The sequence below is a fragment of the Streptomyces sp. CA-288835 genome (assembly GCF_050936385.1).
GTDB lineage: Bacteria > Actinomycetota > Actinomycetes > Streptomycetales > Streptomycetaceae > Streptomyces.
This window is the reverse complement of sequence record NZ_JBNJMW010000001.1, coordinates 3,516,059-3,540,979: the sequence shown is the minus strand read 5'-3', so window position 1 is coordinate 3,540,979 and position 24,921 is coordinate 3,516,059. Positions and strand designations below refer to the sequence as shown.

Annotated in this window: 19 protein-coding genes; 13 read left to right on the top strand and 6 right to left on the bottom strand. The window is 68.9% G+C overall.

Features of this window, described 5'->3' with window-relative positions; translation table 11 throughout:
• Window positions 1-3: 3 nt before the first annotated feature.
• A complete protein-coding gene (locus ACQEVY_RS15845) occupies window positions 4-1,215 on the bottom strand; it encodes a serpin family protein (RefSeq protein WP_432948889.1) in 1,212 nt (403 codons plus the stop codon).
• A gap of 34 nt (window positions 1,216-1,249) precedes the next feature.
• Here ACQEVY_RS15845 and ACQEVY_RS15840 point away from each other — a divergent pair, with 34 nt between their 5' ends.
• From ACQEVY_RS15840 to ACQEVY_RS15815, 6 genes are all read left to right on the top strand, one after another.
• A complete protein-coding gene (locus ACQEVY_RS15840) occupies window positions 1,250-2,494 on the top strand; it encodes a DUF4190 domain-containing protein (RefSeq protein ID WP_432948887.1) in 1,245 nt (414 codons plus the stop codon).
• A 147-nt stretch (window positions 2,495-2,641) separates the two neighbouring features.
• On the top strand, window positions 2,642-3,394 hold the full coding sequence (locus ACQEVY_RS15835; protein WP_432948885.1) for a GntR family transcriptional regulator: 753 nt from the start codon (window positions 2,642-2,644) through the stop codon (window positions 3,392-3,394).
• A gap of 987 nt (window positions 3,395-4,381) precedes the next feature.
• Window positions 4,382-4,609, top strand: a complete 228-nt coding sequence (locus ACQEVY_RS15830; protein ID WP_432948883.1) for an SPOR domain-containing protein — start codon at window positions 4,382-4,384, stop codon at window positions 4,607-4,609.
• Between the two features lie 21 nt (window positions 4,610-4,630).
• Window positions 4,631-5,053: a (deoxy)nucleoside triphosphate pyrophosphohydrolase gene (locus tag ACQEVY_RS15825; RefSeq protein ID WP_432948881.1), complete on the top strand. Its 423-nt coding sequence runs from the start codon at window positions 4,631-4,633 to the stop codon at window positions 5,051-5,053.
• A gap of 312 nt (window positions 5,054-5,365) precedes the next feature.
• The gene (locus ACQEVY_RS15820; RefSeq protein WP_432948879.1) at window positions 5,366-5,824 is read left to right on the top strand and encodes an ATP-binding protein; all 459 of its coding nucleotides are present in this window, start codon (window positions 5,366-5,368) and stop codon (window positions 5,822-5,824) included.
• A gap of 295 nt (window positions 5,825-6,119) precedes the next feature.
• Complete coding sequence (locus tag ACQEVY_RS15815; protein WP_432948877.1) at window positions 6,120-8,852, top strand: SpoIIE family protein phosphatase; 2,733 nt, start codon at window positions 6,120-6,122, stop codon at window positions 8,850-8,852.
• A gap of 96 nt (window positions 8,853-8,948) precedes the next feature.
• Here the strand turns inward: ACQEVY_RS15815 and ACQEVY_RS15810 are convergent, their stop codons facing one another.
• The 4 genes from ACQEVY_RS15810 to ACQEVY_RS15795 are packed head-to-tail and all read right to left on the bottom strand — an operon-like array spanning window position 8,949 to window position 12,788.
• Window positions 8,949-9,719: a succinate dehydrogenase/fumarate reductase iron-sulfur subunit gene (locus ACQEVY_RS15810; RefSeq protein ID WP_432948875.1), complete on the bottom strand. Its 771-nt coding sequence runs from the start codon at window positions 9,717-9,719 to the stop codon at window positions 8,949-8,951.
• Window positions 9,716-11,659 carry a fumarate reductase/succinate dehydrogenase flavoprotein subunit gene (locus ACQEVY_RS15805; protein WP_432948873.1) on the bottom strand — a complete coding sequence of 648 codons (1,944 nt, stop codon included), beginning with the start codon at window positions 11,657-11,659 and terminating at the stop codon, window positions 9,716-9,718. Before ACQEVY_RS15805 ends, ACQEVY_RS15810 begins: the two co-directional genes overlap by 4 nt.
• Window positions 11,659-12,480, bottom strand: coding sequence for a hypothetical protein (locus ACQEVY_RS15800; RefSeq protein WP_165342439.1), 822 nt, complete (start codon window positions 12,478-12,480; stop codon window positions 11,659-11,661). The genes ACQEVY_RS15805 and ACQEVY_RS15800 overlap by 1 nt, the downstream gene beginning before the upstream one ends.
• A 20-nt stretch (window positions 12,481-12,500) precedes the next feature.
• On the bottom strand, window positions 12,501-12,788 hold the full coding sequence (locus ACQEVY_RS15795; RefSeq protein WP_328768868.1) for a hypothetical protein: 288 nt from the start codon (window positions 12,786-12,788) through the stop codon (window positions 12,501-12,503).
• A 380-nt stretch (window positions 12,789-13,168) separates the two neighbouring features.
• Here ACQEVY_RS15795 and ACQEVY_RS15790 point away from each other — a divergent pair, with 380 nt between their 5' ends.
• The 7 genes from ACQEVY_RS15790 to ACQEVY_RS15760 all read left to right on the top strand — a co-directional run bounded on the left by ACQEVY_RS15790 (window position 13,169) and on the right by ACQEVY_RS15760 (window position 24,264).
• A complete protein-coding gene (locus ACQEVY_RS15790) occupies window positions 13,169-15,523 on the top strand; it encodes an ABC transporter family substrate-binding protein (protein ID WP_432948870.1) in 2,355 nt (784 codons plus the stop codon).
• A gap of 168 nt (window positions 15,524-15,691) precedes the next feature.
• Complete coding sequence (gene typA / locus ACQEVY_RS15785; RefSeq protein WP_432948868.1) at window positions 15,692-17,599, top strand: translational GTPase TypA; 1,908 nt, start codon at window positions 15,692-15,694, stop codon at window positions 17,597-17,599.
• 419 nt (window positions 17,600-18,018) lie between these two features.
• A complete protein-coding gene (locus ACQEVY_RS15780) occupies window positions 18,019-19,062 on the top strand; it encodes an ABC transporter permease (protein ID WP_432948866.1) in 1,044 nt (347 codons plus the stop codon).
• A 101-nt stretch (window positions 19,063-19,163) separates the two neighbouring features.
• Complete coding sequence (locus tag ACQEVY_RS15775; RefSeq protein WP_432948864.1) at window positions 19,164-20,957, top strand: ABC transporter substrate-binding protein; 1,794 nt, start codon at window positions 19,164-19,166, stop codon at window positions 20,955-20,957.
• 99 nt (window positions 20,958-21,056) lie between these two features.
• Window positions 21,057-22,034: an ABC transporter permease gene (locus ACQEVY_RS15770; protein WP_432948862.1), complete on the top strand. Its 978-nt coding sequence runs from the start codon at window positions 21,057-21,059 to the stop codon at window positions 22,032-22,034.
• 15 nt (window positions 22,035-22,049) lie between these two features.
• A complete protein-coding gene (locus tag ACQEVY_RS15765) occupies window positions 22,050-23,111 on the top strand; it encodes an ABC transporter ATP-binding protein (RefSeq protein WP_432948860.1) in 1,062 nt (353 codons plus the stop codon).
• Between the two features lie 13 nt (window positions 23,112-23,124).
• The gene (locus ACQEVY_RS15760; RefSeq protein ID WP_432948858.1) at window positions 23,125-24,264 is read left to right on the top strand and encodes an ABC transporter ATP-binding protein; all 1,140 of its coding nucleotides are present in this window, start codon (window positions 23,125-23,127) and stop codon (window positions 24,262-24,264) included.
• A 139-nt stretch (window positions 24,265-24,403) separates the two neighbouring features.
• On the opposite strand, the gene ACQEVY_RS15755 is transcribed toward ACQEVY_RS15760, so the two are convergent.
• Window positions 24,404-24,883: an N-acetyltransferase family protein gene (locus ACQEVY_RS15755; protein WP_432948856.1), complete on the bottom strand. Its 480-nt coding sequence runs from the start codon at window positions 24,881-24,883 to the stop codon at window positions 24,404-24,406.
• Between the last annotated feature and the right edge of the window lie 38 nt (window positions 24,884-24,921).

Genomic DNA, 24,921 nt, shown 5'->3' with positions numbered 1-24,921 from the left:
TCATCAGTAACCCTCGTCCTCGCGGTACGGCTTCGGGTCCGTGACCCAGCCCGCCGCGAGGACGAGGCGTGAGCGGCGGTGGACGGCGAGGAAGCCGAAGGGGCGGTCGAAGCGTGCGCCGATCGTGGTGGTCACGTAGCGGGGTTCGGGCGGTGCGCAGCCGGGACGGGCCGCGATGGCCGTCACCGCCGCGGCGCGGAAGCCCAGCGCGCCGAACTTCGCCATGGTCGACTGCCGGGCCGACCCGATGGCCAGCGGAAAGCCGCTGATTCCGGGGAAGTGCCCGCGCGAGGTGTCGCGCGCCGTCGTGAGGCCGAACATCCGGTGCAGTTCCAGCAGATCGTGGTGCGCCGTCATGTCGTACGCCACGGTCGTCACGTCCAGCGTCGGCGGCAGGGGCCGCATACGGCGCACCTTCTCGACACGCACGCCGGGTCCCACGTCCCCGTACGGGAGTTGAGGCCCGGACACGACCGAGTGCGTGCCCTCGAGAATGCCCACACCAGCACCCAGCACCTGCCCCGGCGTCATCCGCTCCTCCCCGAGCAGCAGATGGACATCGATACCGGTGCTGCCCAGCACCTTCAGCTCGGTAAGGCACCCCTCCCGAGTCTCGGCCATGCCGACCCGGTCCAGCAGGACGCTGCTGCGGCGCAGCCCCAGGAACGTACGCCCGCGCCACGGCCCGGCCTGCGGCATCACCGGCCACTCCTCGAAGGGACGCAACCACTGCGTACGCATGGCCAGCGCACTCGCCAGGACCAGCTCGGTGTCCGGCGTCAGCACAACCGGCATACGCTCGATCAAGCCACCGGTCCGCTGCACCGCCCACGCGTCCAGGGCGTCACGATCAGCCCCCTCGTCCCCCGTGAGCACCCCGTGCGTCTGCGCCGGCAGCCCCTTCGCCCACGCCTCCCGCAACTCCAACGTCCGCTTGGTCCACAACCCAAGGGCCGAATCCAGCCCCCGCATCCCACCCAGGGCCCCCATCAACTCCCGCCCCGCGGCCGCCGCTTCCTCGGCAGGCAGCCCCATTGCCTCGGCCAACTCGCCGCGCGCCGCCCCACCCGCACCGTCCGCCAGAAAGGCGAGCAGCGGCCAGACCCCGACGGCCGAGAAAACCGTGCCGCCGCTCGCCGCCCCGGCCCACCGCGCCGTCAGCCCGTTGACCGCGCCGACCGTCGTCCCGGCCAGCACACCTGACGCGCTCGTCATCCGCGTTCCGCCCCCCCTCAGCCCCACACATACGATGCGCCTGTCGTACGTCAGTTCCCGCATCGCTCGGACGAGGAGCACGGTACTAGTGGCCATACCTCCGCCCCCTGGGCCCCAGCAGCCCCCAGGCGGCCAGTACCCGCCCCCACCGGGCCCGTACGGCGCTCAACCCGGCCCCGGACAGGGACCGTACGGCTATCAGCCCTGGGGCCAACACCCCCCGTACGCCCCCTTTCCCTCCCCTCCCGCTCCCCTCAACGGCTTCGCCATCGCCGCACTCGTGCTTGGCATCCTCTGCTTCCTCCCGCTGATAGGGCTGATCCTCGGTCTCATCGCACTGGCCCAGATCAGCAGGAAGGGCGAGCGCGGCAAAGGAATGGCGATCGCCGGCATGATCCTCTCCTCGCTCGGCACGGCCTTCCTCGTGTTCGCGTTCGCGAGCGGCGGGGCGGCCAAGTTCTGGGAGGGCTTCAAGGAGGGCGCACGCGGGGGCGCGACCTTCTCCGTTGACAAGGGCGAGTGCTTCGATACGCCGGGCGGCTCGTTGGAGGGCATGGCGTACGACGTCGAAAAGGTGCCGTGCGCGGGTAAGCACGATGGCGAGGTCTTCGCGAACTTCCAAATGGACAACGGCGATTACCCGGGAGACGCCGCCATCAACCAGGCCGCGGACGACAAGTGCTACACGCTGCAGCACGCGTACGCGATGGACTCCTGGGCCGTGCCGGAAAACGTCGCCATCTACTACTTCACCCCCACCCGCCAGAGCTGGGACCTGGGCGACCGCGAGATCAGCTGCCTGTTCGGCAACACGGACGCGCCGGCGGGCCTGACCGGCTCACTGCGCAACGACGAGACCACGCTCGACGCCGACCAGCTCGCGTACCTGAAGGCGGATCAGATCCACAACGAGGCGATGGAGTCGGCGCCCGCGGAGGCGTACCCCGAGGACGACCTGCCCGGTCACAAGCAGTGGGCGACACGCGTCTCCGGCGCCCTGACCGAACAGGTGGGCATGCTCCGCGCCCACGACTGGGACGCCGAAGCGCAGGGCCCGGTCACCGCGCTGGTCAAGGACCTCGACACGGCCCGGAAGGAATGGCAGCAGGCCGCCAAGGCCACCGACGCGGACACCTTCTACCTGCACTACGGGAAGGCCGCGAGCCTCACCGACCCTCAGCAGGCCGTCACCGCGCGCAAGGCCTTGGGCCTGGCCGCGGATCCGCCGAGCTACTACGAGGACGGAGAAGACGCCGGAGGCGGCGGCGCCGAGGTGTGACGCTCAGCCATATCGGAGAGAAAGCCCCTGGTAAAGACCCACCCCGCACCGCTTCATCACATCGAGTGATTCTCTGGCCTTTACTTGCTCAGTACAACCCTCGGTTGCCACCCTGTTGCTGTCTGTACAACCTGATGGGAGCGGCCAGTGGCATTCGGTGAGCAGCCGGCGTACCTCCGCGTCGCGGGTGATCTCCGCAAGAAGATCGTCGACGGCTCCCTGCCACCCCACACCCGGCTCCCGTCCCAGGCCAGAATCCGCCAGGAGTACGGGGTTTCGGACACGGTCGCCCTGGAGGCCCGCAAGGTGCTGATGGCCGAGGGCCTGGTCGAGGGCCGCTCGGGATCCGGTACGTACGTCCGCGCGCGCCCCGTGCCGCGCCGCATCGCCCGCTCCGGGTACCGGCCGGAGACCGGCGCCACGCCCTTCCGCCAGGAGCAGGCCGATGCCGAGGCGCGCGGGACATGGGAGTCGCACAGCCGGCAGGCCGAGGCGAGCGCCGCCATCGCCTCGCGGCTGGCCATCGCTCCGGGTGACCGCGTCATGTGCACGCAGTACGTGTTCCGGGACGCGGGGGAGCCGATCATGCTCTCCACGTCGTGGGAGCCGCTTGCCGTCACGGGCCGTACGCCCGTGATGCTCCCCGAGGAGGGGCCTCTCGGGGGCATGGGCGTGGCCGAACGCATGGCGGCGATCGACATCATTGTGGACAACGTCACGGAGGAAGTGGGCGCGCGGCCGGGTCTGGCCGAGGAACTCGCCGCCCTCGGCGGCGTTCCCGGCCACGTGGTGCTGGTCATCCAGCGGACGTTCTTTGCCTCCGGCCGACCGGTGGAGACGGCGGACTTGGTGGTACCGGCTGACCGGTACCGGGTGTCTTATCACCTGCCGGTTCGGTAGCTGGGCTACCTCACCGGCGGGTGGGGCGGGGAGCCTACGGGGGTGCTGGGTTCGGTTCATGGGCGACTGCGGGCCCGTGGGGGGTGGTCGCGCATTCCCCAGCCCCGCCCCTTCCCGAAACTGGGGGCTGCGCCCCCAGGCCCCCGCCTCCGGCGGGTGGGTGGGGCGCCTTCGGCGGGTGGGTGGGTTCTTGGGGTGGGCGGGGGGCCTGTCGCGGGTGGGTGGGGTGCCTACCGGGGTGGTGGGTGACAGTTGTGTCGCGGGTGCGGGTGCGTTGTGGCTGGTCGCGCAGTTCCCCGCGCCCCTAAAGGTAAAAGCCTGCGACTGCCCGCACCCCGACGAGCAAGCGAACCGGAAAAGCCCCGCCCCGGAAGGCGCCCGCACTCGAGCAGCCCGCGGCCGGGGAGGCGCCCGCACCCGGGCAGCCCGTGCCCGGGGAGGCGCCCGCACTCGAGCAGCCCGCGGCCGGGGAGGCGCCCGCGCCCCGGGCCAGCCCGCGGTCCGGAAAGGCCGCCCGGAGGGAGCCCGCGCCCCCATGGTCCTGCGGCCGCCCGCGGCGGCAAGGGGACGGGGCGGGGGTGTGCGCCCGCAGCGGCCGGCGCGCCAACACCGGCACCCTCTACCAGCCGACAGCAACGCGCGCCGGTCCGAGGACGGACACCCCCGACGCGGCCCCGACCCCCAACGCCCCACAGGCGCCCGGCGCCCACCCCAGGGGCGCGAGGAACTGCGCGAGCAACCACAACGGACCGGTAGCCGCCCAACCGCCGGAGGCACCCCGTGGGCGCGCCACCAGCCACAACGGAGCCGTCAGCCGACAACGAACCCAACCGCCCAACCGCCGGAGGCGACCCGCAATCCACGAACCCAATCTGTTAAAACCCATGCGCGCAGCGTGAAGGTTAGGCGTAGGCTCGGGCATATGCGGATTGCGGTTTCCTTAAGGGGCGGGTCAGAACGCGGAGCGCGACGCAGAGGGGGAGCGCGATGAGCGACAGCGGCACCAGCACCCTGCCCTGGCTCGTCGTGCGGCGCGACGACAACGGCAACCGCTACACCGTCAGCCGATGCGCCACCAGGATCGAGGCCGAGAAGATCGCAGACCGCCTCGACCGCCACGGCCAGAACCACAACAACAACCACCTGTACTTGATCGAGCGCATCGATCAGATCAACGGCGGCGACCCCCAGAACCGCCGAAACGGCACCCCGTAGGCACCCCATAAACTCCACCGCATGACGGAACGGACCGTGGTGGTAGGAGCCGCCGTACTGACCGAAGACGGCCGCCTCCTCGCCGCCCGCCGGAGCGCACCCCCGGACCTGGCCGGCCGCTGGGAACTCCCCGGCGGCAAGCTCGAACCCGGCGAAACCCCCGAGCACGCCCTCGTACGCGAGCTGCGCGAAGAACTCGGCGTAGAGGCGGAGCCAGTCGCCCGCATCCCGGGGGAGTGGCCCCTGAAGCCCCCGTACACCCTCCACGTCTGGACCGCCCGCCTGCTCCCCGGCTCCGCCGACCCCAAACCCCTTGAGGATCACGACGAGTTGCGCTGGCTGACCCAGGACGAGATCTGGGACGTCGACTGGCTGGATCAGGACGTACCGGCCGTCATGGAGGTAGCCCGCCACACCTGGGAAGCCCCCGCACGGGAGGCGTGAGCCGCGCCCCGAGGGGTACGCGGATGCCGCCACACCTGTGACATACACAACGCCGCACGCCGACGCGCGCAAGCGCAGGAGGCCGTGGCGCACGGGGCCGCTGGGCCCGCGCCGACACGCCACGGGGCCCCTCGCCCCGTACGTCACGCGGGCACGCACCTCGTACGTCACGCGGGCACGCACCCCGTACGCCACGCGGGCACGCGCCCCACCCGCCACGCGGGCACACGCCCGGCACGCGCAACAGACCCCCGCACGCCGTGCGCACCACAGCAAGCCCCACCACACGGTACTGCGCCCCGCATACCGGGTATGTCCCCATTAACCCCACGAAACCGGACTGCATCCGCTTCAAGCCCGGGAGTGATCCGCGTGATCCACACCGATGGCAAAGTTGCCGAGTGGACCTTCCCCGCGGATCCAGGCTCCGTAAAAACCGCCCGTTCCTTCGTGCGCAGCCAGCTGCACGCCTGGGGCCTCGATTCCCTGGGTGACGTGACCGCGCTGTTGGTCAGCGAGCTGGTCACCAACTCCCTGCAGCACGCCATGGGACCCATCGACGTACGCCTCGTACGTCCCACGGGCCCCCTCGACGGCCTGCTCGTGGAAGTGTCCGACCCCCTGCCGGACCTCCCGCACGAGCGCGCCGCGCACGCCGATGACGAGGGCGGACGCGGGCTCCACCTCGTGGCGTGCTCCTCGCGGCGCTGGGGAACCCGACCCGGAGCGACGGGCAAAACGGTGTGGTTCGAACTGGCCCCGCCGGGCTGAACTCGAGCCGCTCGCGAGCCGCTCGCGAGCCACTCGCGGGCCGAGCGGAAACGTTCTGCGAGCCGACGGGGACGGTGCGGAACTGTCCGGTCCTGAAGGCTTACAGAAGTCCGTGATTCGACGGGGTGCGCCCTGGTTAGAAGACTGGGAGTGTGTGTCGCGGCCGGTCCTAAATACATCGGGACCGTGCTGTGATCGTGAACACCGTGTTGTGCGGCGCCGTACTGCTGGATACTGCGGGCAGCCGCCCCCGGTGACCGATGCCGGACGCGGTGAGCTGGAGGGGACGGTTCGCGTGAGCGAGATACCAGCGAAGGCCACGGAGACTTCGGAGTCCAAGGAGTCGAGGGAGTCCAAGGAATCCATGGACTCCGGGGCTCCGGGGGGCGACGCGATGGCCGTCGGCGCGACGACCGCCGGCGCCATGGCCGCCGGTGCGTCGGCCGACGCACCGCTCGGTGGCGTCGACGGCGAGATCGACGGCGTGGTGTGGCAGAGCAGCCCACCCGGCTCGATCTACGACTACATCAAGGTCGCCTCGTTCTCGATAGGCCCCGACGGCCTCGTCGACCAGTGGAGTCTGCGCGCGGAGAAGCTGTTCGGCATCAAGTCCGAGCGGGCCGTGGGCATGGACCCCATCGAGGCCTTCGTCGACCCCGATCTGCGTGAGCGCGGCCAGCGGAAGATGGCCGAGATTCTCGACGGCCGGGAGTGGACGGGTGTCGTCCCCTTCCGGGTGCCGGACGACGCGGAGTCCGGTGCGGGCATGGAGGGACTCGCCGAGGTCTACGTCATGCCGACGCGCACGGAGGAGGGCGAGCGAGCCGCCCTGTGCATCGTCGTGGACGTCCGCACCCTGCGCGGAATCGAGACGGATCTCGCCGCCGCGCAGGCGGTTTTCGGCCAATCTCCGTTCGGCTTTCTGCTGATCGACACGGAGTTGAGGATCCGTCGGGCCAACGAGCGGTTCGCCATGGTCTTCGGCGGCACCGTGGACGACCACCGCGGACGCGGGGTCAGGGATTATCTGGTCCCCCACGAGGCCGAGCGGGTCTCCGCGACGCTCCGCCGCGTCCTGGAGACCGGCGAATCCGTCTCCGACATGCAGGTCACGGGCACCGTGCCCGGCTCCCCCGAGCGCCGGAACTGGTCCGTAAACCTCTATCGCGTGGAGAGCGGCGCGGGCCGGCCGATCGGTATCGCCTGGCTGGGTATCGATGTCACGGCGCGCCGCGCCGCCGCCCGTGAGGCCGCCGCCGCCCGGCGCAATCTCGCCCTTCTGAACGAGGCCGGTGCGCGCATCGGCAACTCCCTCGACCTGGAGACCACGGCCCGCGAACTCCTCGACGTGGCCGTCCCCGGCTTCTGCGACCTCGCCTCCGTCGACCTCTACCAGGGGCTGCTGGCCGGCGACGAGACCCCTCCCGGGCTCGCCGACGGCAGCGCCGAGCTGCGCCGGGTCGCCGTCGCCAGCGCCGTCTCCGACGCGCCCTTCATCGGCGGACCCGAGCCGGTGAACGTAGGCGCCGTGCACCACTTCGCGTTCAACTCGGAGTGCGCGGACGCCCTGCGCACCGCCCGCCCGAAGACCGTCCCGGGCGAGGAAGGTGGCCTGATCCAGTCCACGCTCGCCGTCCCGATGGTCGCGCACGACACGGTCGTCGGCCTGGTCCAGTTCTCGCGTACGAAGGGCAGCGAGCCGTTCGGGGAGCGGGACCGCGGGCTCGCGGTCGAGCTGGCCGCGCGCGCCGCCGTCTGTATCGACAACGCCCGCCTGTACCGGCGCGAGCACCAACGCGCGTTGATCCTCCAGCGCTCCCTGCTGCCCCCGGGCGACCCGGAGGCCTCAGGCCTGGACATCGCCTGCCGCTACCTTCCGGGGAACGCGGCGACCGAGGTGGGCGGCGACTGGTTCGACGTCATCGAACTCCCCGGCCACCGCACGGCGTTGGTCGTCGGCGACGTGATGGGCCGCGGACTGCGCGCCGCCGTCGCCATGGGTGAACTCCGTACGGCCGTACGCACCCTGGCGCTGCTCGACCTCGAACCCGCCGAGGTCCTCTCGGCACTGGACGAGATCGCCCGCGGCCTCGGCACACCCGGCGGCATCCAGCAGGCCACCCGTACCGCGGGCCGCCAGTCGCAGCGCGACGCCGACCTCTCCGAGGTGTACCTCGCGACCTGTGTGTACGCGGTCTACGACTCCGTCACGCGCCGCTGCACCTTCGCCAACGCGGGCCATCTGCCGCCCGTACTTGTGGAGCCTGGCGAGAACGCGCTGATGCTGGACGTGCCGCCGGGCATGCCGCTCGGCGTCGGCGGCGAGCCCTTCGAGGAGGTGGAAGTCGAGCTTCCCGAAGGTTCTCTTTTGGCGCTCTACACGGATGGACTGGTCGAATCGCGCGATCACCCGCTGGACGAGGGCCTGCAGGCGTTCGTGGGCGCCCTGACCGACGACCCGTCACCCGGCCCCCACTCGGCGGCGCGGCGCGCCAACACGTCCCGTTCCCTCGAGGACGTCTGCGACCACGTCCTCAACACCCTCGACACCCATCACGGCGAGGACGACATCGCGCTCCTGATGGCCCGTGTCCAGGGGCTGCCCGCCGAGTCCGTCGGCGACTGGACCCTGCCGCGCGAGCCGCGCAGTGTGGGCCGGGCTCGCGAGTACGCCCGTGGCCAGCTCCTGAGCTGGGACCTCGAACCCCTCGTCGACACGGCGGAGTTGCTGGTCAGCGAACTGGTGACCAACGCCCTGCGCTACGGCGAGGGCGAGATAAGGCTCCGGCTGCTGCTCGACCGCACCCTGGTCTGCGAGGTCTGGGACGCCGGCCTGGTCCAGCCCCGACGCCGCCGCGCCCGCGACACGGACGAGGGCGGCCGGGGCCTCCAGCTCGTCGGGCTGCTCAGCGCGGCGTGGGGCTCGCGCCGCACGCCGCGCGGCAAGACGGTCTGGTTCGAACTCCCCCTGCCGAACGGCGACACAGGCCTCGCCGACCCGGCGGAGGCCTTGCTGAGCCTGTTCTAGGAGCAGCTGAGCGGCCTCGGGGGAGTGGGGCACCCCACAGGGGGACACCCGCTTCCCCGAGGCCGCTCAGAGGTCCAGGAGTCAGTCCAAGAGGGCCTAGGAGGTACGCCTCCTGATCTTCGACCCCAGCCACACCAGAGGATCGTACTTGCGGTCAACCGCCCGTTCCTTCAAGGGAATCAGGGCGTTGTCCGTGATCTTGATGCCCTCGGGGCAGACCTCCGTGCAGCACTTGGTGATGTTGCAGTAGCCGAGCCCGTGTTCGTCCTGGGCGGTGGTCTTGCGGTCGAGGCCGCTCTCGGACGCCGCGTCCAGCGGGTGCATGTCCAGCTCCGCCACCCGCATCAGGAACCGGGGCCCAGCGAACGCCTGCTTGTTCTCCTCGTGGTCCCGCACGACATGGCAGGTGTCCTGGCACAGGAAACACTCGATGCACTTGCGGAACTCCTGCGAGCGGTCCACGTCCTCCTGCATCATCCGGTACTCGCCGGGACCGAGGTCGGCGGGCGGCACGAAGGACGGCACCTGCCGCGCCTTCGTGTAGTTGAAGCCGACGTCCGTGACGAGATCACGTACAACGGGAAACGCCCGCAAGGGAGTCACCGTGATCGTCTCCTCGCGCGAGAACACCGACATACGCGTCATGCACATCAGCCGCGGCCGGCCGTTGATCTCCGCCGAACACGAACCGCACTTGCCCGCCTTGCAGTTCCAGCGCACGGCCAGATCCGGGGTCTGGGTCGCCTGGAGGCGGTGGATGATGTCCAGCACCACCTCGCCGTCGTTGACTTCGATCTTGAAGTCCTCCAGGCCACCGCCCTCGGCGTCCCCGCGCCACACCTTGAAGCGGGCCTCATAGCTGCTCACTCGTACAGCTCCTCTTCGGCGAGGTACTTGACCAGCTCTTCCTTGTCGAAGAGGGCGAGCAGGTCCTGGCGGATGGGCTCGGTGGTCTCGCGGACGAGCCTGATCTGGCCGCGTACCGGATCCGTGGCCGCCAAGCCGCCCGTGGGATCGGTCAGCTGGCAGAGCAGGTTGATCCGCCGCCACTCCCGCTCCATCGTCGGATGGTCCTCACGGGTGTGGCCGCCGCGCGACTCCGTACGTTCCAGGGCGGCGCGCGCCACGCACTCGCTGACCAGCAGCATGTTGCGCAGGTCGAGCGCGAGATGCCAGCCGGGGTTGAACTGCCGGTGCCCCTCGACTCCGGCTCGCCGCGCCCGTACGCGCAGATCCGCCAGCTTCTTCAGCGCCGACTCCATCTCCGCCTCCCGGCGGATGATGCCGACGAGGTCGTTCATCGTCTGCTGGAGCTCCTGATGGAGGGTGTACGGGTTCTCCGGCGGCCGTCCGGCCTCCTCCGCACCCGCCTCGGGACCCTCCGCGGAGAACGGCCGCAGCGCCTCGGCCGCCGCCGCGTCGATCTGGCCGTCGTCCACCGCGGGCCGCTCGCCCAGACCGGTCGCGTACTGCGCCGCGTGCAGCCCGGCCCGCCGCCCGAAGACCAGCAGGTCGGAGAGCGAGTTGCCGCCGAGCCGGTTGGAGCCGTGCATACCGCCCGCGACCTCCCCGGACGCGAACAGCCCCGGCACCCCGCGCGCCGCCGCCGTGTCCGACTCGACCGCGATGCCGCCCATGACGTAATGGCAGGTCGGCCCGACCTCCATCGCCTCGGCGGTGATGTCGACGTCGGCGAGCTCCTTGAACTGGTGGTGCATCGACGGCAGCCGCCGTTTGATCACCTCGGCGGGCATCCGCGTCGACACGTCGAGGAAGACCCCGCCGTGCGGCGAACCACGGCCCGCCTTGACCTCCGCGTTGATGGCCCGCGCCACCTCGTCACGCGGCAGCAGCTCGGGCGGACGCCGGTTGTTGTCCGGGTCCTCGTACCAGCGGTCGCCCTCCTCCTCGGACTGCGCGTACTTCTCCTTGAACACGTCCGGGATGTAGTCGAACATGAACCGCTTGCCCTCGGAGTTCCGCAGCACCCCGCCGTCCCCGCGCACCGACTCGGTGACGAGGATGCCCTTCACGGACGGCGGCCAGACCATGCCCGTCGGGTGGAACTGCACGAACTCCATGTTGAGCAGCGGCGCCCCGGCAAGGAGCGCCAGCGCGTGCCCGTCCCCGGTGTACTCCCACGAGTTCGACGTCACCTTGAAGGACTTGCCGATGCCACCCGTGGCGATCACGACCGAGGGGGCTTCGAGAACGAAGAAACGGCCGGACTCCCGCTCGTAGCAGAAGGTCCCCGAGACCCGCTCCCCGTCCTTCAGGATCCGGGTGACCGTGCACTCCTGGTAGACCTTCAGCCGCGACTCGTAGTCCCCGGTCTCCTTGAAGTCCTCCTGCTGCAGGGACACGATCTTCTGCTGGAGCGTGCGGATCAGCTCCAGGCCCGTACGGTCGCCGACGTGCGCGAGCCGCGGGTATTCGTGCCCGCCGAAGTTGCGCTGGGAGATCCGCCCGTCCTTCGTACGGTCGAAGAGGGCGCCCCAGGTCTCCAGCTCCCAGACCCGGTCGGGGGCCTCCTGCGCGTGCAGCTCGGCCATCCGCCACTGGTTGAGGAACTTGCCGCCGCGCATGGTGTCGCGGAAGTGGACCTGCCAGTTGTCGCCGGAGTTGACGTTGCCCATGGCCGCCGCGATGCCGCCCTCGGCCATCACCGTGTGCGCCTTGCCGAACAGCGACTTGCAGATCACGGCCGTACGCGCGCCGCGCTCACGTGCCTCGATCGCGGCCCGCAGTCCTGCGCCGCCCGCGCCGACCACGACGACGTCCCACTCCTGCCGGTCAACTACGGGCATCAGAACAACCTCGGATCGTCAAAGGCACCGGACGCGACCAGATACACGTAGAAGTCGGCGAGCGCCACGCTCACCAGCGAGGCCCAGGCGAGCAGCATGTGCCGGGCGTTGAGCTTGCCGACCCACTGCCACATCCGGTAGCGCACGGGGTGCTTGGAGAAGTGCTTGAGCTGCCCGCCGACGATGTGCCGGCACGAGTGGCAGGAGAGGGTGTACGCCCAGATCAGCACGATGTTGACCAGGAAGACCAGGGTGCCGAGACCCATATGGCCCCACTCGTAGTGCTCGTCGCGGAAGGCGAGCACGGTGTCGTACGTGAGGATGCCGGCGACCAGGATCGCGGCGTAGAAGAAGTAGCGGTGGATGTTCTGCAGGATCAGCGGGAAGCGGGTCTCGCCGGTGTACTTCTTGTGCGGCTCGGCGACCGCGCAGGCCGGGGGTGAGGCCCAGAAGCCCCGGTAGTAGGCCTTGCGGTAGTAGTAGCAGGTCAGCCGGAAGCCCAGCGGGAAGATCAGGATCAGCAGGGCGGGGGACAGGCCCCACCAGCCGCCGAAGATCTCCCAGTTCGGGCCCGCCCGCATCGGCTCGCAGTTCTCCGCCAGACAGGGCGAGTAGAACGGCGAGACGTACGGCGCCGCGTAGTAGTCGGTGTTCGCGAACGCCCGCCACGTCGAGTAGACGATGAAAGCCAGCAGACCGGCCGCGGTGGCTGCGGGCTGCAGCCACCAGCGGTCCGTCCGCAGATGCGGGGCGGCGATCGCGGCGCGCGTGGGAGTTCTTACGCCGCCGCTGTTCAGTTCGGGTTCCGTACCAGTGGCCAAGGGGGTGGACTCCAGTCGGATCAGGGTGCGTGCCGGTCGCGGGCGCCGAGACCCTCGTCGTCCGAGTCCGTCCACAGAGTGCTGTCGTACGGGGTGTCGGGGATGGACACGAGGTCGGGACGCCGCGGTGTCTTGAGGCCGGGGGCGGCCTCGCGCAGCAGCGCCACACTCTCGCGCAGGTGGTCGGCGTCGGTGCGCACACGGCGCATCTCCAGACCGCCACCGATCTGCTGTTCCAGGCGCCCCACTGACCGGTACAGGTCGTCGAGAGCGCGCTGGACTGTTGTCAGGTCGTCTTGCACGGACATGGCGTGCCCTCACTTCCGCGGACCCTCCGGCCCAAGGCGGCAACGTTCATGCGCCTGCGAGTGTCGCGCGTCACATCGGCCCCTGTGAAGGGATCTGCATGGATTAACCGATCGTGTCGCGCATTCACGCCACACGCGCGCCCCCGCCGTCGGCAGTGCGCCCTTTGCTAGGCCGCATGGGTGAGCTTTCGCGTACCCATCGCCGTGGCGCCTCTGTGACTCGGGGGCCAGCCCCTTCAGTAGGGCAATAGATCTGATCAACTCCATAATACGGCCAAACGTGATCTAACTCACCAAACGCGACATTCCGCGTGTTCCGCCCAAGTGATCAACCCGTGCGTTCAGCCACGTGATCAGAACCGCCCCCGGAGGTATCAGTCATGTCCCACCACGGCGTCGGACCGCGCGCGGCCATGCGCTCGGTCGCGTTCCTCACGGCGGGCGTGCTCGCGGTGCCCTCTCTCGCCGCGTGCAGCGAGGAGGACCCGGCCACCCGGCGGCCCCTCGCCGGTCAGGACATCGCCCCCGCGGAACGCGACCGGATCGCCGACGGCGGCACCCTGCGCTGGGCCGTGGACACCGTCCCGGCGACCCTCAACACCTTCCAGGCGGACGCCGACGCCACCACCTCCCGGGTCGCCGGCGCGGTCCTGCCCTCGATGTACCGGATCGACCAGCGGGGCCGGCCCGAGCGCAACCCCGACTACCTGGAGTCCGCGGAGATCGTCGAGCGCGAGCCCCAGCAGGTCGTGCTCTACAAGCTCAACCAGCAGGCCGTCTGGAGCGACGGCCGTGAGATCGGCGCCGCCGACTTCGCCGCCCAGTGGCGCGCCCTGTCCGGCAAGGACACCGCGTACTGGACGGCTCGCAACGCCGGCTACGAACGTATCGAGAAGATCGAACGCGGCGACAGCGACCTCGAGGTACGGGTCACCTTCAGCAAGCCGTACGCGGACTGGCGCTCGCTCTTCTCGCCGCTGTACCCGAAGGACGTGATGGGCACCCCGGACACCTTCAACGACGGCGCCCGCCGCAAGCTGAAGGTCACCGCAGGCCCCTTCAAGATCGACAAGATCGCCCGCAAGGCCGGTTACGTCAGGCTGGAGCGCAACCCGCGCTGGTGGGGTCACAAGCCCAGGCTCTCCGAGCTGGTCCTGCGCGCCGTACCGCGCAACAAACGCGCCGCCGCGCTCGCCGCCGGCCGGCTCGACCTCGCCGAGATCGACCCCTCCGCGGCCCGGCGCATCACCACCGCCGCCGACGCCAAGGGCTCCGCCGGGGCACCCTTCGCCCACGGGCCCGACGCCGACCTCACCCCCGCCCAGGCGCTGCGCTCCTGGGCGATCGCGAACGGCTCCGACGAGGAGGCGGCCGACGAGGAGACCACCGCCCGCGAGCGGCGGAACAAGGCGCTCACGAAGTTCCGCGAGCAGCAGTCGGCCCTGCGTCGTTTCGAGGTCCGCAAGTCCCTGGAACCCGTCTACACGCAGCTCGCCCTCAATGGCGCCGAAGGCCCGCTCGCCGACGAACGCGTCCGCCGCGCCGTGGCCCGCGCCCTCGACCGCGACGAGCTCGCCAGGGTCGTACTCCAGCCCCTCGGCCTGCCCGCCGAACCCGTCGGCAGCCATCTCGCCCTCGCCGGACAGGCCGCGTACGCCGACAACAGCGGCGCCCTCGGCGAGCAGGACACGGAGGAGGCGCAGGCGCTGCTCGCGGACGCGGGCTGGAAACGGGGCGGGCCCCTCAAGGAGAAGAAGGGGGAGAAGGCGGCTAAGGGGGCCGGCAGCGAGGCCTCCGAGAATTCGGGGGACTCCGAGAAGTCCGATGACGATACGTACGTCGTGGGGGAGGACAACAAGCCCGGTGTGGCGTACGACCCGGCCTCCGGCGAGGCGTCGTACGACGAGGTTTCCGAAGGCTCCGATGGCTCTGAGGGTTCCGGCGACGACGGCAAGCCCGCCGAGTACGGCACCTCCGCCGTGCTCGCGCCCGCGCCCATCGCCCAGCTGCGTACGGCGCTCCTCGACCAGGCCGCCGCGCAGGACGAGAAGGCCGACGAGTCCGACCAGTCCGACGAGGAGAAGCAGGAGCTGGCGCAGGAAGGGAAGGTCAAGCGCGGCGGGGCGTCAGGGGCGTACGCGCCGAAGGGCACCGCCGCTCCCGCGGGTGCCGCGGCCGGGCCGCTCGCCAAGGACGGCAAGCCGCTGTCGCTGCGCTTCGTACTCCCCTCGGGGCCGGGCACGGAGTCGCTGCGGGCGGTCGGTGAGCGCATCGCGCGGATGCTGGACGACATCGGCATCCGTACGGAGATCTCCAAGGTCTCCGACGCGAGCTACTTCAAGGATCACATCGCCTCGGGCCAGTACGACCTGGCGCTCTACTCCTGGCCCGCGTCCGCCTTCCCCGCCACCGACGCCCGCCCCATCTACGCCAAGCCGGTACCGGCCGCGGACGGCTCCCTCAACGTCGAGCAGAACTACACCCGCGTCGGCACCGACCAGGTCGACCAGCTCTTCGACCAGGCCGCCGCCGAACTGGACGAGAGCAAGTCCCGCTCCCTGGTCCGCAAGGCGGACGCCCGCATCTGGGCCGCCGCCGGCTCGATCCCCCTCTACCAGCGCCCTCAGCTCGTAGCGGCCCGTAAGAACCTGGTCAACGCGGGTGCCTTCGGCTTCGAGACACCGGTGTACGAGGACATGGGCTACCTCAAGAAGGGCACAAAGCGGACGTCCTGAGTCGGCGCCCGACCCGTCCCCCACTTCCGCGTATGAGGGGCTGTGGGACCTGCTTCCCACAGCTCCCCTTACGATGGGGTAAGGCCGTGGCATGTTCCGCCCGGCAGGGCCCGCGTAAACAAGATCTGCGCGACGGCCGTTCACTCACCCCGGGAGAAGCGCCTCACTATGGCCACGCGCCACGACATTCGTAACGTCGCCATCGTCGCCCACGTCGACCACGGCAAGACCACCCTGGTCGACGCCATGCTCAAGCAGGCCGGCTCCTTCGCCGCGCATGCCGCCGAGTCGCTCGACGACCGCATGATGGACTCGAACGACCTGGAGCGTGAGAAGGGCATCACGATCCTCGCCAAGAACACGGCGGTGAAGTACCACCCGAAGGATGGCGGCGACGTCATCACCATCAACATCATCGACACCCCCGGCCACGCCGACTTCGGCGGCGAGGTCGAGCGCGGTCTGTCGATGGTCGACGCGGTGGTCCTGCTCGTCGACGCCTCCGAGGGCCCGCTCCCGCAGACCCGCTTCGTGCTGCGCAAGGCGCTGCAGGCCCGGCTGCCCGTCATCCTGTGCATCAACAAGACGGACCGCCCGGACTCCCGTATCGACGAGGTGGTGAACGAGGCGTACGACCTCTTCCTGGACCTCGACGCCGACGAGGACCAGATCGAGTTCCCCATCGTCTACGCGTGTGCACGCGACGGAGTCGCCTCGCTGACCAAGCCGGAGGACGGCACCGTCCCGGCGGACAGCGACAGCCTGGAGCCGTTCTTCTCCACGATCCTGGAGCACGTCCCGGCCCCGGTGTACGACGAGGAGGCCCCCCTTCAGGCGCACGTCACCAACCTGGACGCGGACAACTTCCTCGGCCGTATCGCGCTGCTCCGCGTCGAGCAGGGCGAGCTGCGCAAGGGCCAGACGGTCGCCTGGATCAAGCGGGACGGCAGCGTCAGCAGCGTACGCATCAGCGAGCTGATGATGACCGAGGCGCTGACCCGCAAGCCCGCCGAGAAGGCGGGCCCCGGTGACATCTGCGCCGTCGCCGGTATCCCCGACATCATGATCGGCGAGACCCTGGCCGACCCCGAGAACCCGGTCGCGCTGCCGCTGATCACGGTCGACGAGCCGGCCATCTCCATGACCATCGGTACGAACACCTCGCCGCTGGTCGGTCGTGGCGGCACCGGCAAGGGTGCCGACGCGAAGGCGGCCGTCAAGGACCGCAAGGTCACGGCCCGTCAGGTGAAGGACCGTCTGGACCGCGAGCTCGTCGGCAACGTCTCGCTGCGCGTGCTGGACACCGAGCGTCCGGACGCCTGGGAGGTGCAGGGCCGTGGTGAGCTCGCGCTCGCGATCCTCGTCGAGACCATGCGCCGGGAGGGCTACGAGCTGACGGTCGGCAAGCCGCAGGTCGTCACCAAGGAGGTCGACGGCAAGCTGCATGAGCCGGTCGAGCGCATGACGATCGACGTCCCCGAGGAGCACATGGGCGCGGTCACGCAGCTCATGGGCGTCCGCAAGGGCCGGATGGACAACATGTCCAACCACGGCTCGGGTTGGGTCCGCATGGAGTTCGTGGTGCCGTCCCGCGGCCTCATCGGCTTCCGTACGGAGTTCCTGACGAGCACGCGCGGCACGGGTATCGCGCACTCCATCCACGAGGGCCACGAGCCGTGGTTCGGCGCCCTCCAGACCCGTAACAACGGGTCGTTGGTCGCCGACCGCGCCGGCGCCGTCACCGCGTTCGCGATGACGAACCTTCAGGAGCGCGGCGTGCTCTTCGTGGAGCCGGGCACCGAGGTGTACGAGGGCATGATCGTCGGCGAGAACTCGCGCGCCGACGACATGGACGTGAACATCACCAAGGAGAAGAAGCTCACCAACATGCGGTCGTCCTCGGCCGATTCGTTCGAGGCGATCGTCCCGCCGCGCAAGCTCTCCCTGGAGCAGTCCCTGGAGTTCTGCCGCGACGACGAGTGCGTCGAGGTGACCCCGGAGGCCGCCCGCATCCGCAAGGTGAACCTGGACGGCCGGGAGCGGGCGCGGGCTGCCAGCCGGGCGAAGCACGGCTGACGCTCCTTCACCGAGGGCTGCTGAAAGGCCGGTTGACCCGGTTCTCCGCTGCGAGGAGAGCCGGGTTTCCGGCGTGCCCTCAAACCCCGTACGGCGGAGGTAGTGGCCTGATCACATGGGCGTGCTGTCCGCGCGCTGTCAGGGGGCGTTCGACTATCGGAGAGCGATCGATCAAGTTTCGGACATGTAAACAGAAAACACTCCCTGTATGTCCGTTATGGGGGAATCCCGTCTCACCTGTCAAGCGCGATGAGGTGTCAGTCTTCGCAATTTTTGCTCAAAATATTGACGGTAGGGAGATCCCTATGTCTTCCGGGCTTGACGCGCGTTGACTCCCTTGGCGAAAGTTCCCCCAAACCACAGAACCTGCCGGTATCTGTGCTGCGCTCAACTTTCCGTCCCCCGGGGGAAGAACACACATGACAAGTCCAACCAAGGCCGAGGGCTCCGGCCCGTCGGTCGCCTTGGACCCTGAGCTGGCGGCGACCACGGAGGTCGTCGTGCCCAAGAAGCTTGAGGGCCGTTCCCCCGGCCAGCTGATGTGGCAGCGCTTCAAGCGGGACCGTACCGGGATGTTCTGCGCCGGGGTAGTGATTTTCTACTTCGTGATCGCGCTGTGCGCCCCGCTGCTCACCGCGATCAGCGGCACCAACCCGTACACGCTGTACGGGCAGGACCCCACGTACGCGGACGACCCCGTACTGGACGACTTCGGGCTGCCGCTGGGCTACCTCGGCGGCGTCTCGGGGGACCACTGGTTCGGCGTCGAACCGCAGTACGGCCGCGACCTGTTCGCCATGCTCGTGTACGGGATGCGCACCTCGCTGTTCATGGCGCTGGGCGTGACCACGCTGCTGATGATCACCGGTGTCATCATCGGCATGGTCGGCGGCTACTTCGGCGGGCGGACCGACTACTGGCTCGGCCGGGTCACCGACTTCTTCCTCTCGTTCCCGCAGCAGTTGTTCTTCATCGCCTTCATGCCCGTCGTGACCTCGTTCTTCGTGGACCCGCGGGAGGAGACCCCCACGTACTTCCGCGCGGTGGCGATTCTGATCGTGCTGTGGCTGCTGGGCTGGATGGGTATGGCGCGCATCGTCCGCTCCACCGTGCTGTCGCTGCGTGAGCGGGAGTTCGTCGAGGCCGCCAAGGTGTCCGGCGCGTCGCCGGCGCGGATCGTCCGCAAGGAGATCCTGCCGAACATCGTCTCGCCGATCCTGATCCAGTTCACGTATCAGCTGCCCAGCACCATCCTCACCATCGCCTTCCTCTCCTTCGCCGGTGTCGGTTTCGTCGAGCCGACTCCGGACTGGGGACGGCTGTTCGCCGCCGGCGCCAAGGTCGCCGAGCAGGACCCGGCGTTCATGTTCTTCCCGGGTGTGGCGTTGGTGATCTTCATCCTGTGCTTCAACCTCCTCGGAGACTCCGTACGGGATGCCTTCGACCCCAAGTCCGGGCGCTGATCGTCCATTTGTGGGGGGTGAACTGCCGCCCCCTCGTCGGCCTACCAGCCGCGTCAGGCAGTACTCATGGATAACTAACGACAGGTAGGTGCATACGCCTCATGAAGTCGCTCACCTCGCGCAGAGCACGCGCCGTAGTGGTCGCGATCGCGGCCGGCTCACTCGCGCTGACCGGCTGCTCGGAGAACAAGGGCACGGACTCCAAAGAGAACACCAAGGACGACCAGAAGGCGGCGGCGGCGCAGGCGAAGCCGGTCACCTATGCCGATGCCGCGGCGTCGAACGGCCCCGCCGAGGAGGTGCCCGGAGCTAAGCCCGGCGGCACCATCCAGGTCTACCAGGAGCAGGGCCTGTCCCACCTGGACCCGGGGCAGATCTACGTGTCCGACGCCGGCCAGGTCTCCAACCTGATGTTCCGCGGTCTGACCAACTTCGAGGAAGACGGAAAGGGCGGCGTTGCCGTGGTCGGTGACCTCGCCACCGACTCCGGTCAGTCCTCCGACGACGGCAAGACCTGGACGTTCAAGCTCAAGGACGGCATCAAGGACGAGAACGGCAACGAGATCACCTCGGCCGACATCCGCCACACCATCGAGCGCACCTACGCCAAGTTCATCTTCGACGGACCGACCTACCTGCAGACCTGGCTGAGCGGCCCGACCTACCGCGAGGCCCTGCCCGACGGCGGCTTCGGCAACAAGCACCTGCCGGACGACGTCCTGGAGACGCCGGACGACAAGACGGTCGTCTTCCACTTCGACACGGCGCGTCCGGACCTGCCGCAGACGCTCGCCATGCCGGGCTACTCCATCGTTCCGGAGGAGACCGACACGAAGGAGAAGTACGACAAGGCCCCGGTCTCCCTCGGCCCGTACAAGATCGCTGAGTACAAGGTCGGCAAGTCCCTCAAGCTCGTCAAGAACGACGAGTGGGACCCGAAGACCGACTCCGTGCGCCACCAGTACGTGGACGGCTTCAACTTCGACTTCGGTGTCACCGAGTCGACCCAGACCAAGCGTCTGATCGCCGACCAGGGCGACGCGAAGAACGCCATCCAGCTCGCCGGCAGCGTCGAGTCCACCTCGATCCAGGACGTCATCAGCACCTCGTCCGTCAACCAGCGCACGATCAAGGGCTACCAGCCCTACGTGCAGGTGCTGAACTTCAACCTGGACCGGGTCAAGAACAAGAAGGTCCGCGACGCCATCACCTACGCGGCGAACTCCAAGTCGCTCATCGCCGGTGAGGGTGGTGCGTACGGCGGTGACGTCGCCCCGAACCTGTTCGCCCCGACCCTCCCGGGTTACGAGCCGAACTACGACCCGTTCGAGCGTCTGAAGAACCCCAGCGGCGACATCGAGAAGGCCAAGGAACTCCTGAAGGACGTCCCGGCCGCCGAGAAGAAGCTCGTCTTCGCCTACGCGAACAGCGAGCAGGGCCAGAAGCGCAAGGTCGCCATCGAGGACGCGCTGACCAAGGTCGGCATCGACGTCGTCGCCAAGGAGATCGACGCCGCGAGCTACTACGAGCAGATCGGCAAGGTCAAGAACCCGTACGACATCTACATCAGCGGCTGGGGTCAGGACTGGCCGTCGCCGGGCACGGTCGTCACGCCGGTCTACGACGGTGACCAGATCTCCGACGGTTCGCCGAACTACTCGCACATCAAGGACGCGAAGGTCCAGGAGCTGATCAAGAAGGCCCTGACCCAGGAGCCGACCGAGGCGGAGAAGACCTGGCAGGAAGCGCACCACCGCATCCTGGAGGAGATCAACCCCGCCGCTCCGCTGTGGTACACCAAGCAGCTCCAGCTCTACGGTTCGAACGTCGGCGGTGCCCGCTACAGCACCGAGTCGAGCTACATCGACGTCACCCGACTGTTCCTGAAGTCGTAACTCTCTACGGCTGATCGCGGGGGTGCGCACCAGGCGGAGCGCACCCTCGCGGTTCCGTGAAACCGCCCCTTCCGTCTCCGCAGAGAGCAGCCCCCCGCCATGCTTCAGTTCATCATCCGGCGCTTGGTCGGTGCCTTCGTCACCTTGTTCCTCATCGGTGCCGTCACCTTCTTCCTCTTCGTCGCCGCGCCATCCGACTACGCGTCTCTGGCCTGTGGCAGGGACTGCTCCCCAGCGAGACTCGAGGACATCCGCGAGGCGCTCGGCCTCAACCTGCCCATCGCCCAGCAGTTCTGGGACTTCATGTCCGGCATCGTGGTGGGCCGCGACTTCCCGGACGGCCACTGCCCGGCTCCGTGTCTGGGCCAGTCGTTCTACTCGGGCGACATGGTCTGGGACACGATCATGGACCGCTTCCCGCTGACCATCTCGCTGACGATCGGCGCCATGTGCGTGTTCCTGACCGTCGGCATCGGCGCGGGAATGATCTCGGCCTACCGGCGCGGATCGCTGGTCGACAAGGTCGCCACCGGTTCCTCCATGGTGCTCAGCTCGTTCCAGATCTACTTCCTCGGCCCCATCGTGCTGCTGATCTTCGTCTACAGCACCGGCTGGGTGGAGGACCCCAAGTACGTGCCGTTCACGGACAGTCCGCTCGGCTGGCTCGGCGGGCTGTGGATTCCCATGGCCGTGATGGCCACCATCTTCACCGCCCAGTACACGCGTATGGCGCGCGCCTCCCTCATCGAGCAGCTCGCCGAGGAGCACGTGCGCACCGCCCGGGCCAAGGGCATGCCGAAGCGCTACGTCTTCTTCCGCTACGCCTGGCGCGGTTCGCTCATCCCGATCGTCACCGTCCTCGGCATCGACCTCAGCTCGCTGCTCGGCGGCGGTGTGGTCACCGAACTGACCTTCTCGCTCCAGGGCATCGGACGCCTCGCAGTGGACGGCGCGGTCAACAAGGACCTCCCGCTGACGATGGGCGTCATGCTGGTCGGAGCCTTCGTCATCCTGATGCTGAACATCCTCGTCGACATCGTGTACGCCTGGATCGACCCGCGCGTCCGGCTCTCCTAGGAAGAACCAACCACCGTGACCACACTGACCAAGACCGAGGACGCCCCGGCCCCGACCGGGCCGGAGAGCTTTCTCTCGGTCCGCGATCTGAAGGTGCAGTTCTCCACCGAGGACGGCATCGTCAAGGCGGTCGACGGCCTCTCCTTCGACGTCGAGCGCGGCAAGACCCTGGGCATCGTGGGCGAGTCCGGCTCCGGCAAGTCCGTCACCAACCTGACGATCCTCGGCCTGCACAGCCCGCGGACCACGACCGTCGACGGCGAGATCGTCCTCGACGGCAAGGAGCTCGTCACCGCCACCGAGTCCGAGCTCGAGAAGCTCCGCGGCAACAAGATGGCGATGATCTTCCAGGACCCGCTGACGGCCCTGTCGCCGTACTACACCGTGGGCCGGCAGCTCTCCGAGCCGTTCATGAAGCACACCGGCGCCTCCAAGAAGGAGGCCAAGGAGCGGGCCATCGAGATGCTGACCAAGGTCGGCATCCCGCAGCCCAAGGTGCGCTTCGCCGACTATCCCCACCATTTCTCCGGCGGTATGCGCCAGCGCGCGATGATCGCCATGGCGCTGATGTGCGACCCCGACCTGCTGATCGCCGACGAGCCGACCACCGCGCTCGACGTGACCGTACAGGCGCAGATCCTCGACCTGCTCAAGGATCTGCAGCAGGAGTTCGGCACAGCGATCATCTTCATCACGCACGACCTGGGCGTCATCTCCAACATGGCCGACGACCTGCTGGTGATGTACGCGGGCCGGGCCGTGGAGCGGGGCAGCGTCCGCGAGGTCCTTCGCGAGCCGAAGCACCCCTACACCTGGGGTCTGCTCAGCTCCATGCCGCGCCTGGACGGCAACATCCACGAGATGCTGACGCCGATCCCCGGCACCCCGCCCTCGCTGCTCAACCCGCCCTCGGGCTGCCCGTTCCACCCGCGCTGTACCTTCACGGACAAGGTTGCGGGCAACCGCTGTACCGATGAGCGGCCGCCGCTGGCCGAAGGGCGCGCCGCCGCCTGCCATCTGACGGCGGAGCAGAAACAGACCATCTTCATCGACCAGATCCAGCCCCGGCTGCGCTAGGGAGAACCGAGACATGAGCGACAACCTCACCCTCCCCGCACAACAGGGCTCCACCGGGACATCGGCCGAAACGCTGCTCGAGGTCGAGGGTCTGACCAAGCACTTCCCGATCTACGGTGGCTTCCCGATCAAACGGAAAGTCGGCGCGGTCCAGGCCGTCGACGGGGTCGACCTGACCGTCGCCGTCGGCGAGAGCGTCGGCCTGGTCGGCGAGTCGGGCTGCGGCAAGTCGACCGCCGGCCGGCTCATCACCCGCCTCCTGGAGCCGACCGCCGGCAAGATCACGTATGCGGGCCGGGACATCACGCACGCCTCGCGCAAGCAGCTCGCGCCGGTACGGTCCGAGATCCAGATGATCTTCCAGGACCCGTACTCCTCGCTGAACCCGCGGCAGACCGTCGGCACCATCATCAAGTCGCCGATGGAGGTCAACGGCATCGATCCGGAGGGCGGCCGGGAGAAGCGCGTACGCGAACTCCTGGAACTCGTAGGCCTCAACCCCGAGCACTACAACCGCTTCCCGCACGAGTTCTCCGGCGGCCAGCGCCAGCGCATCGGCGTGGCCCGCGCCCTCGCCCTGAACCCGAAGCTGATCGTCGCGGACGAGCCGGTGTCGGCGCTGGACGTGTCGATCCAGGCGCAGGTGGTCAACCTCCTGCAGAAGGTCCAGAAGGAACTGGGCATCGCCTTCCTCTTCATCGCCCACGACCTTGCCGTCGTACGCCACTTCACGCAGCGCGTGGCGGTGATGTACCTCGGCAAGGTGGTGGAGGTCGGCGACCGAGACTCGATCTACAACCGCCCCCGGCACCCCTACACCCACGCCCTCCTCTCGGCGGTCCCCGAGGTCGCCACCCAGGACTCCGAGGACCGCGAACGCATCCGCCTCGCCGGCGACGTACCCTCCCCGATCCACCCCCCGTCCGGCTGCCGCTTCCGCACCCGCTGCTGGAAGGCCCAGGACAAGTGCGCCAGCGAGGAACCCCCGCTGATCCAGCTCTCCGGCAACCGAGGCGGCCACCTGACGGCCTGCCACTTCCCGGAGGAGCCGACGACGGAGGCACGGGACGAGGACGTGGTTCTGGACCCGGCCCTGAAGGCACTCGAGGAGGACGCCGCGGGGGACGCCTCCGCGAAGGTCACGAAGGCCTGACCCCCACGCATTCGTCGGGAGGCGGTGGCTAACGCACGAAAATGTGACAGTCCCTGGGGTGACTGTCACATTCCCGCGCGCACCACTGCCGCCCGGAGGGCGAGCCGTTCGCGCGCGAGGGCGCCCGCCGGGATGCGGTTCACCGTGTACTGGTACTGGCCGGTGTCCAGCGCAGAGTCATGTCGGGCAGGTTCTCCATGTTCCGGTGGCCATCGCTGGTGTCGACGACCGTGAAGCCGTGGAGGTCGTAGAACGCGCGGGCATCGGTGTTCTGCTGGAAGACGTGCAGGGACACCCCGTCAGGGCTGTGTCGTTTGATCTCGTCGAGCAGCAGCGTGCCAATGCCCTGGCGGCGGACGTCCGGTCGCAGATAGAGGTGCTCGAGCATGTCCCCCTCGAGAGCGGCATAGCCGAGGATCTCCCCATCACGCACCGCCACCCACGTCCGGCACGACTTGAGCAGGACATCCTCGATCCACCGGGCGACCTGGTCGTGACTGCGCTTCTGCGGCGGCAGGTACGGCATCGTCACCACCCGAGAGGCCATGTGGATACGAGCAATCAACCCCGCGTCCGCCGCCTCCGCGAGCCTGATCTCTGTCACGCCAACATCACTCACGGCGGGAACCTACAGGGCCAGCAGAGACTCAAGCCAAC

Excerpts from the sequence above, each read along its gene's own strand:
- ACQEVY_RS15845 (WP_432948889.1), bottom strand. The coding sequence starts at position 1,215 with ATGACGAGCGCGTCAGGTGTGCTGGCCGGGACGACGGTCGGCGCGGTC.
- ACQEVY_RS15840 (WP_432948887.1), top strand. The coding sequence starts at position 1,250 with ATGCGCCTGTCGTACGTCAGTTCCCGCATCGCTCGGACGAGGAGCACG.
- ACQEVY_RS15830 (WP_432948883.1), top strand. The coding sequence starts at position 4,382 with ATGAGCGACAGCGGCACCAGCACCCTGCCCTGGCTCGTCGTGCGGCGC.
- ACQEVY_RS15825 (WP_432948881.1), top strand. The coding sequence starts at position 4,631 with ATGACGGAACGGACCGTGGTGGTAGGAGCCGCCGTACTGACCGAAGAC.
- ACQEVY_RS15820 (WP_432948879.1), top strand. The coding sequence starts at position 5,366 with ATGTCCCCATTAACCCCACGAAACCGGACTGCATCCGCTTCAAGCCCG.
- ACQEVY_RS15805 (WP_432948873.1), bottom strand. The coding sequence starts at position 11,659 with ATGCCCGTAGTTGACCGGCAGGAGTGGGACGTCGTCGTGGTCGGCGCG.
- ACQEVY_RS15795 (WP_328768868.1), bottom strand. The coding sequence starts at position 12,788 with ATGTCCGTGCAAGACGACCTGACAACAGTCCAGCGCGCTCTCGACGAC.
- ACQEVY_RS15790 (WP_432948870.1), top strand. The coding sequence starts at position 13,169 with ATGTCCCACCACGGCGTCGGACCGCGCGCGGCCATGCGCTCGGTCGCG.
- typA (WP_432948868.1), top strand. The coding sequence starts at position 15,692 with ATGGCCACGCGCCACGACATTCGTAACGTCGCCATCGTCGCCCACGTC.
- ACQEVY_RS15780 (WP_432948866.1), top strand. The coding sequence starts at position 18,019 with ATGACAAGTCCAACCAAGGCCGAGGGCTCCGGCCCGTCGGTCGCCTTG.
- ACQEVY_RS15775 (WP_432948864.1), top strand. The coding sequence starts at position 19,164 with ATGAAGTCGCTCACCTCGCGCAGAGCACGCGCCGTAGTGGTCGCGATC.
- ACQEVY_RS15770 (WP_432948862.1), top strand. The coding sequence starts at position 21,057 with ATGCTTCAGTTCATCATCCGGCGCTTGGTCGGTGCCTTCGTCACCTTG.
- ACQEVY_RS15760 (WP_432948858.1), top strand. The coding sequence starts at position 23,125 with ATGAGCGACAACCTCACCCTCCCCGCACAACAGGGCTCCACCGGGACA.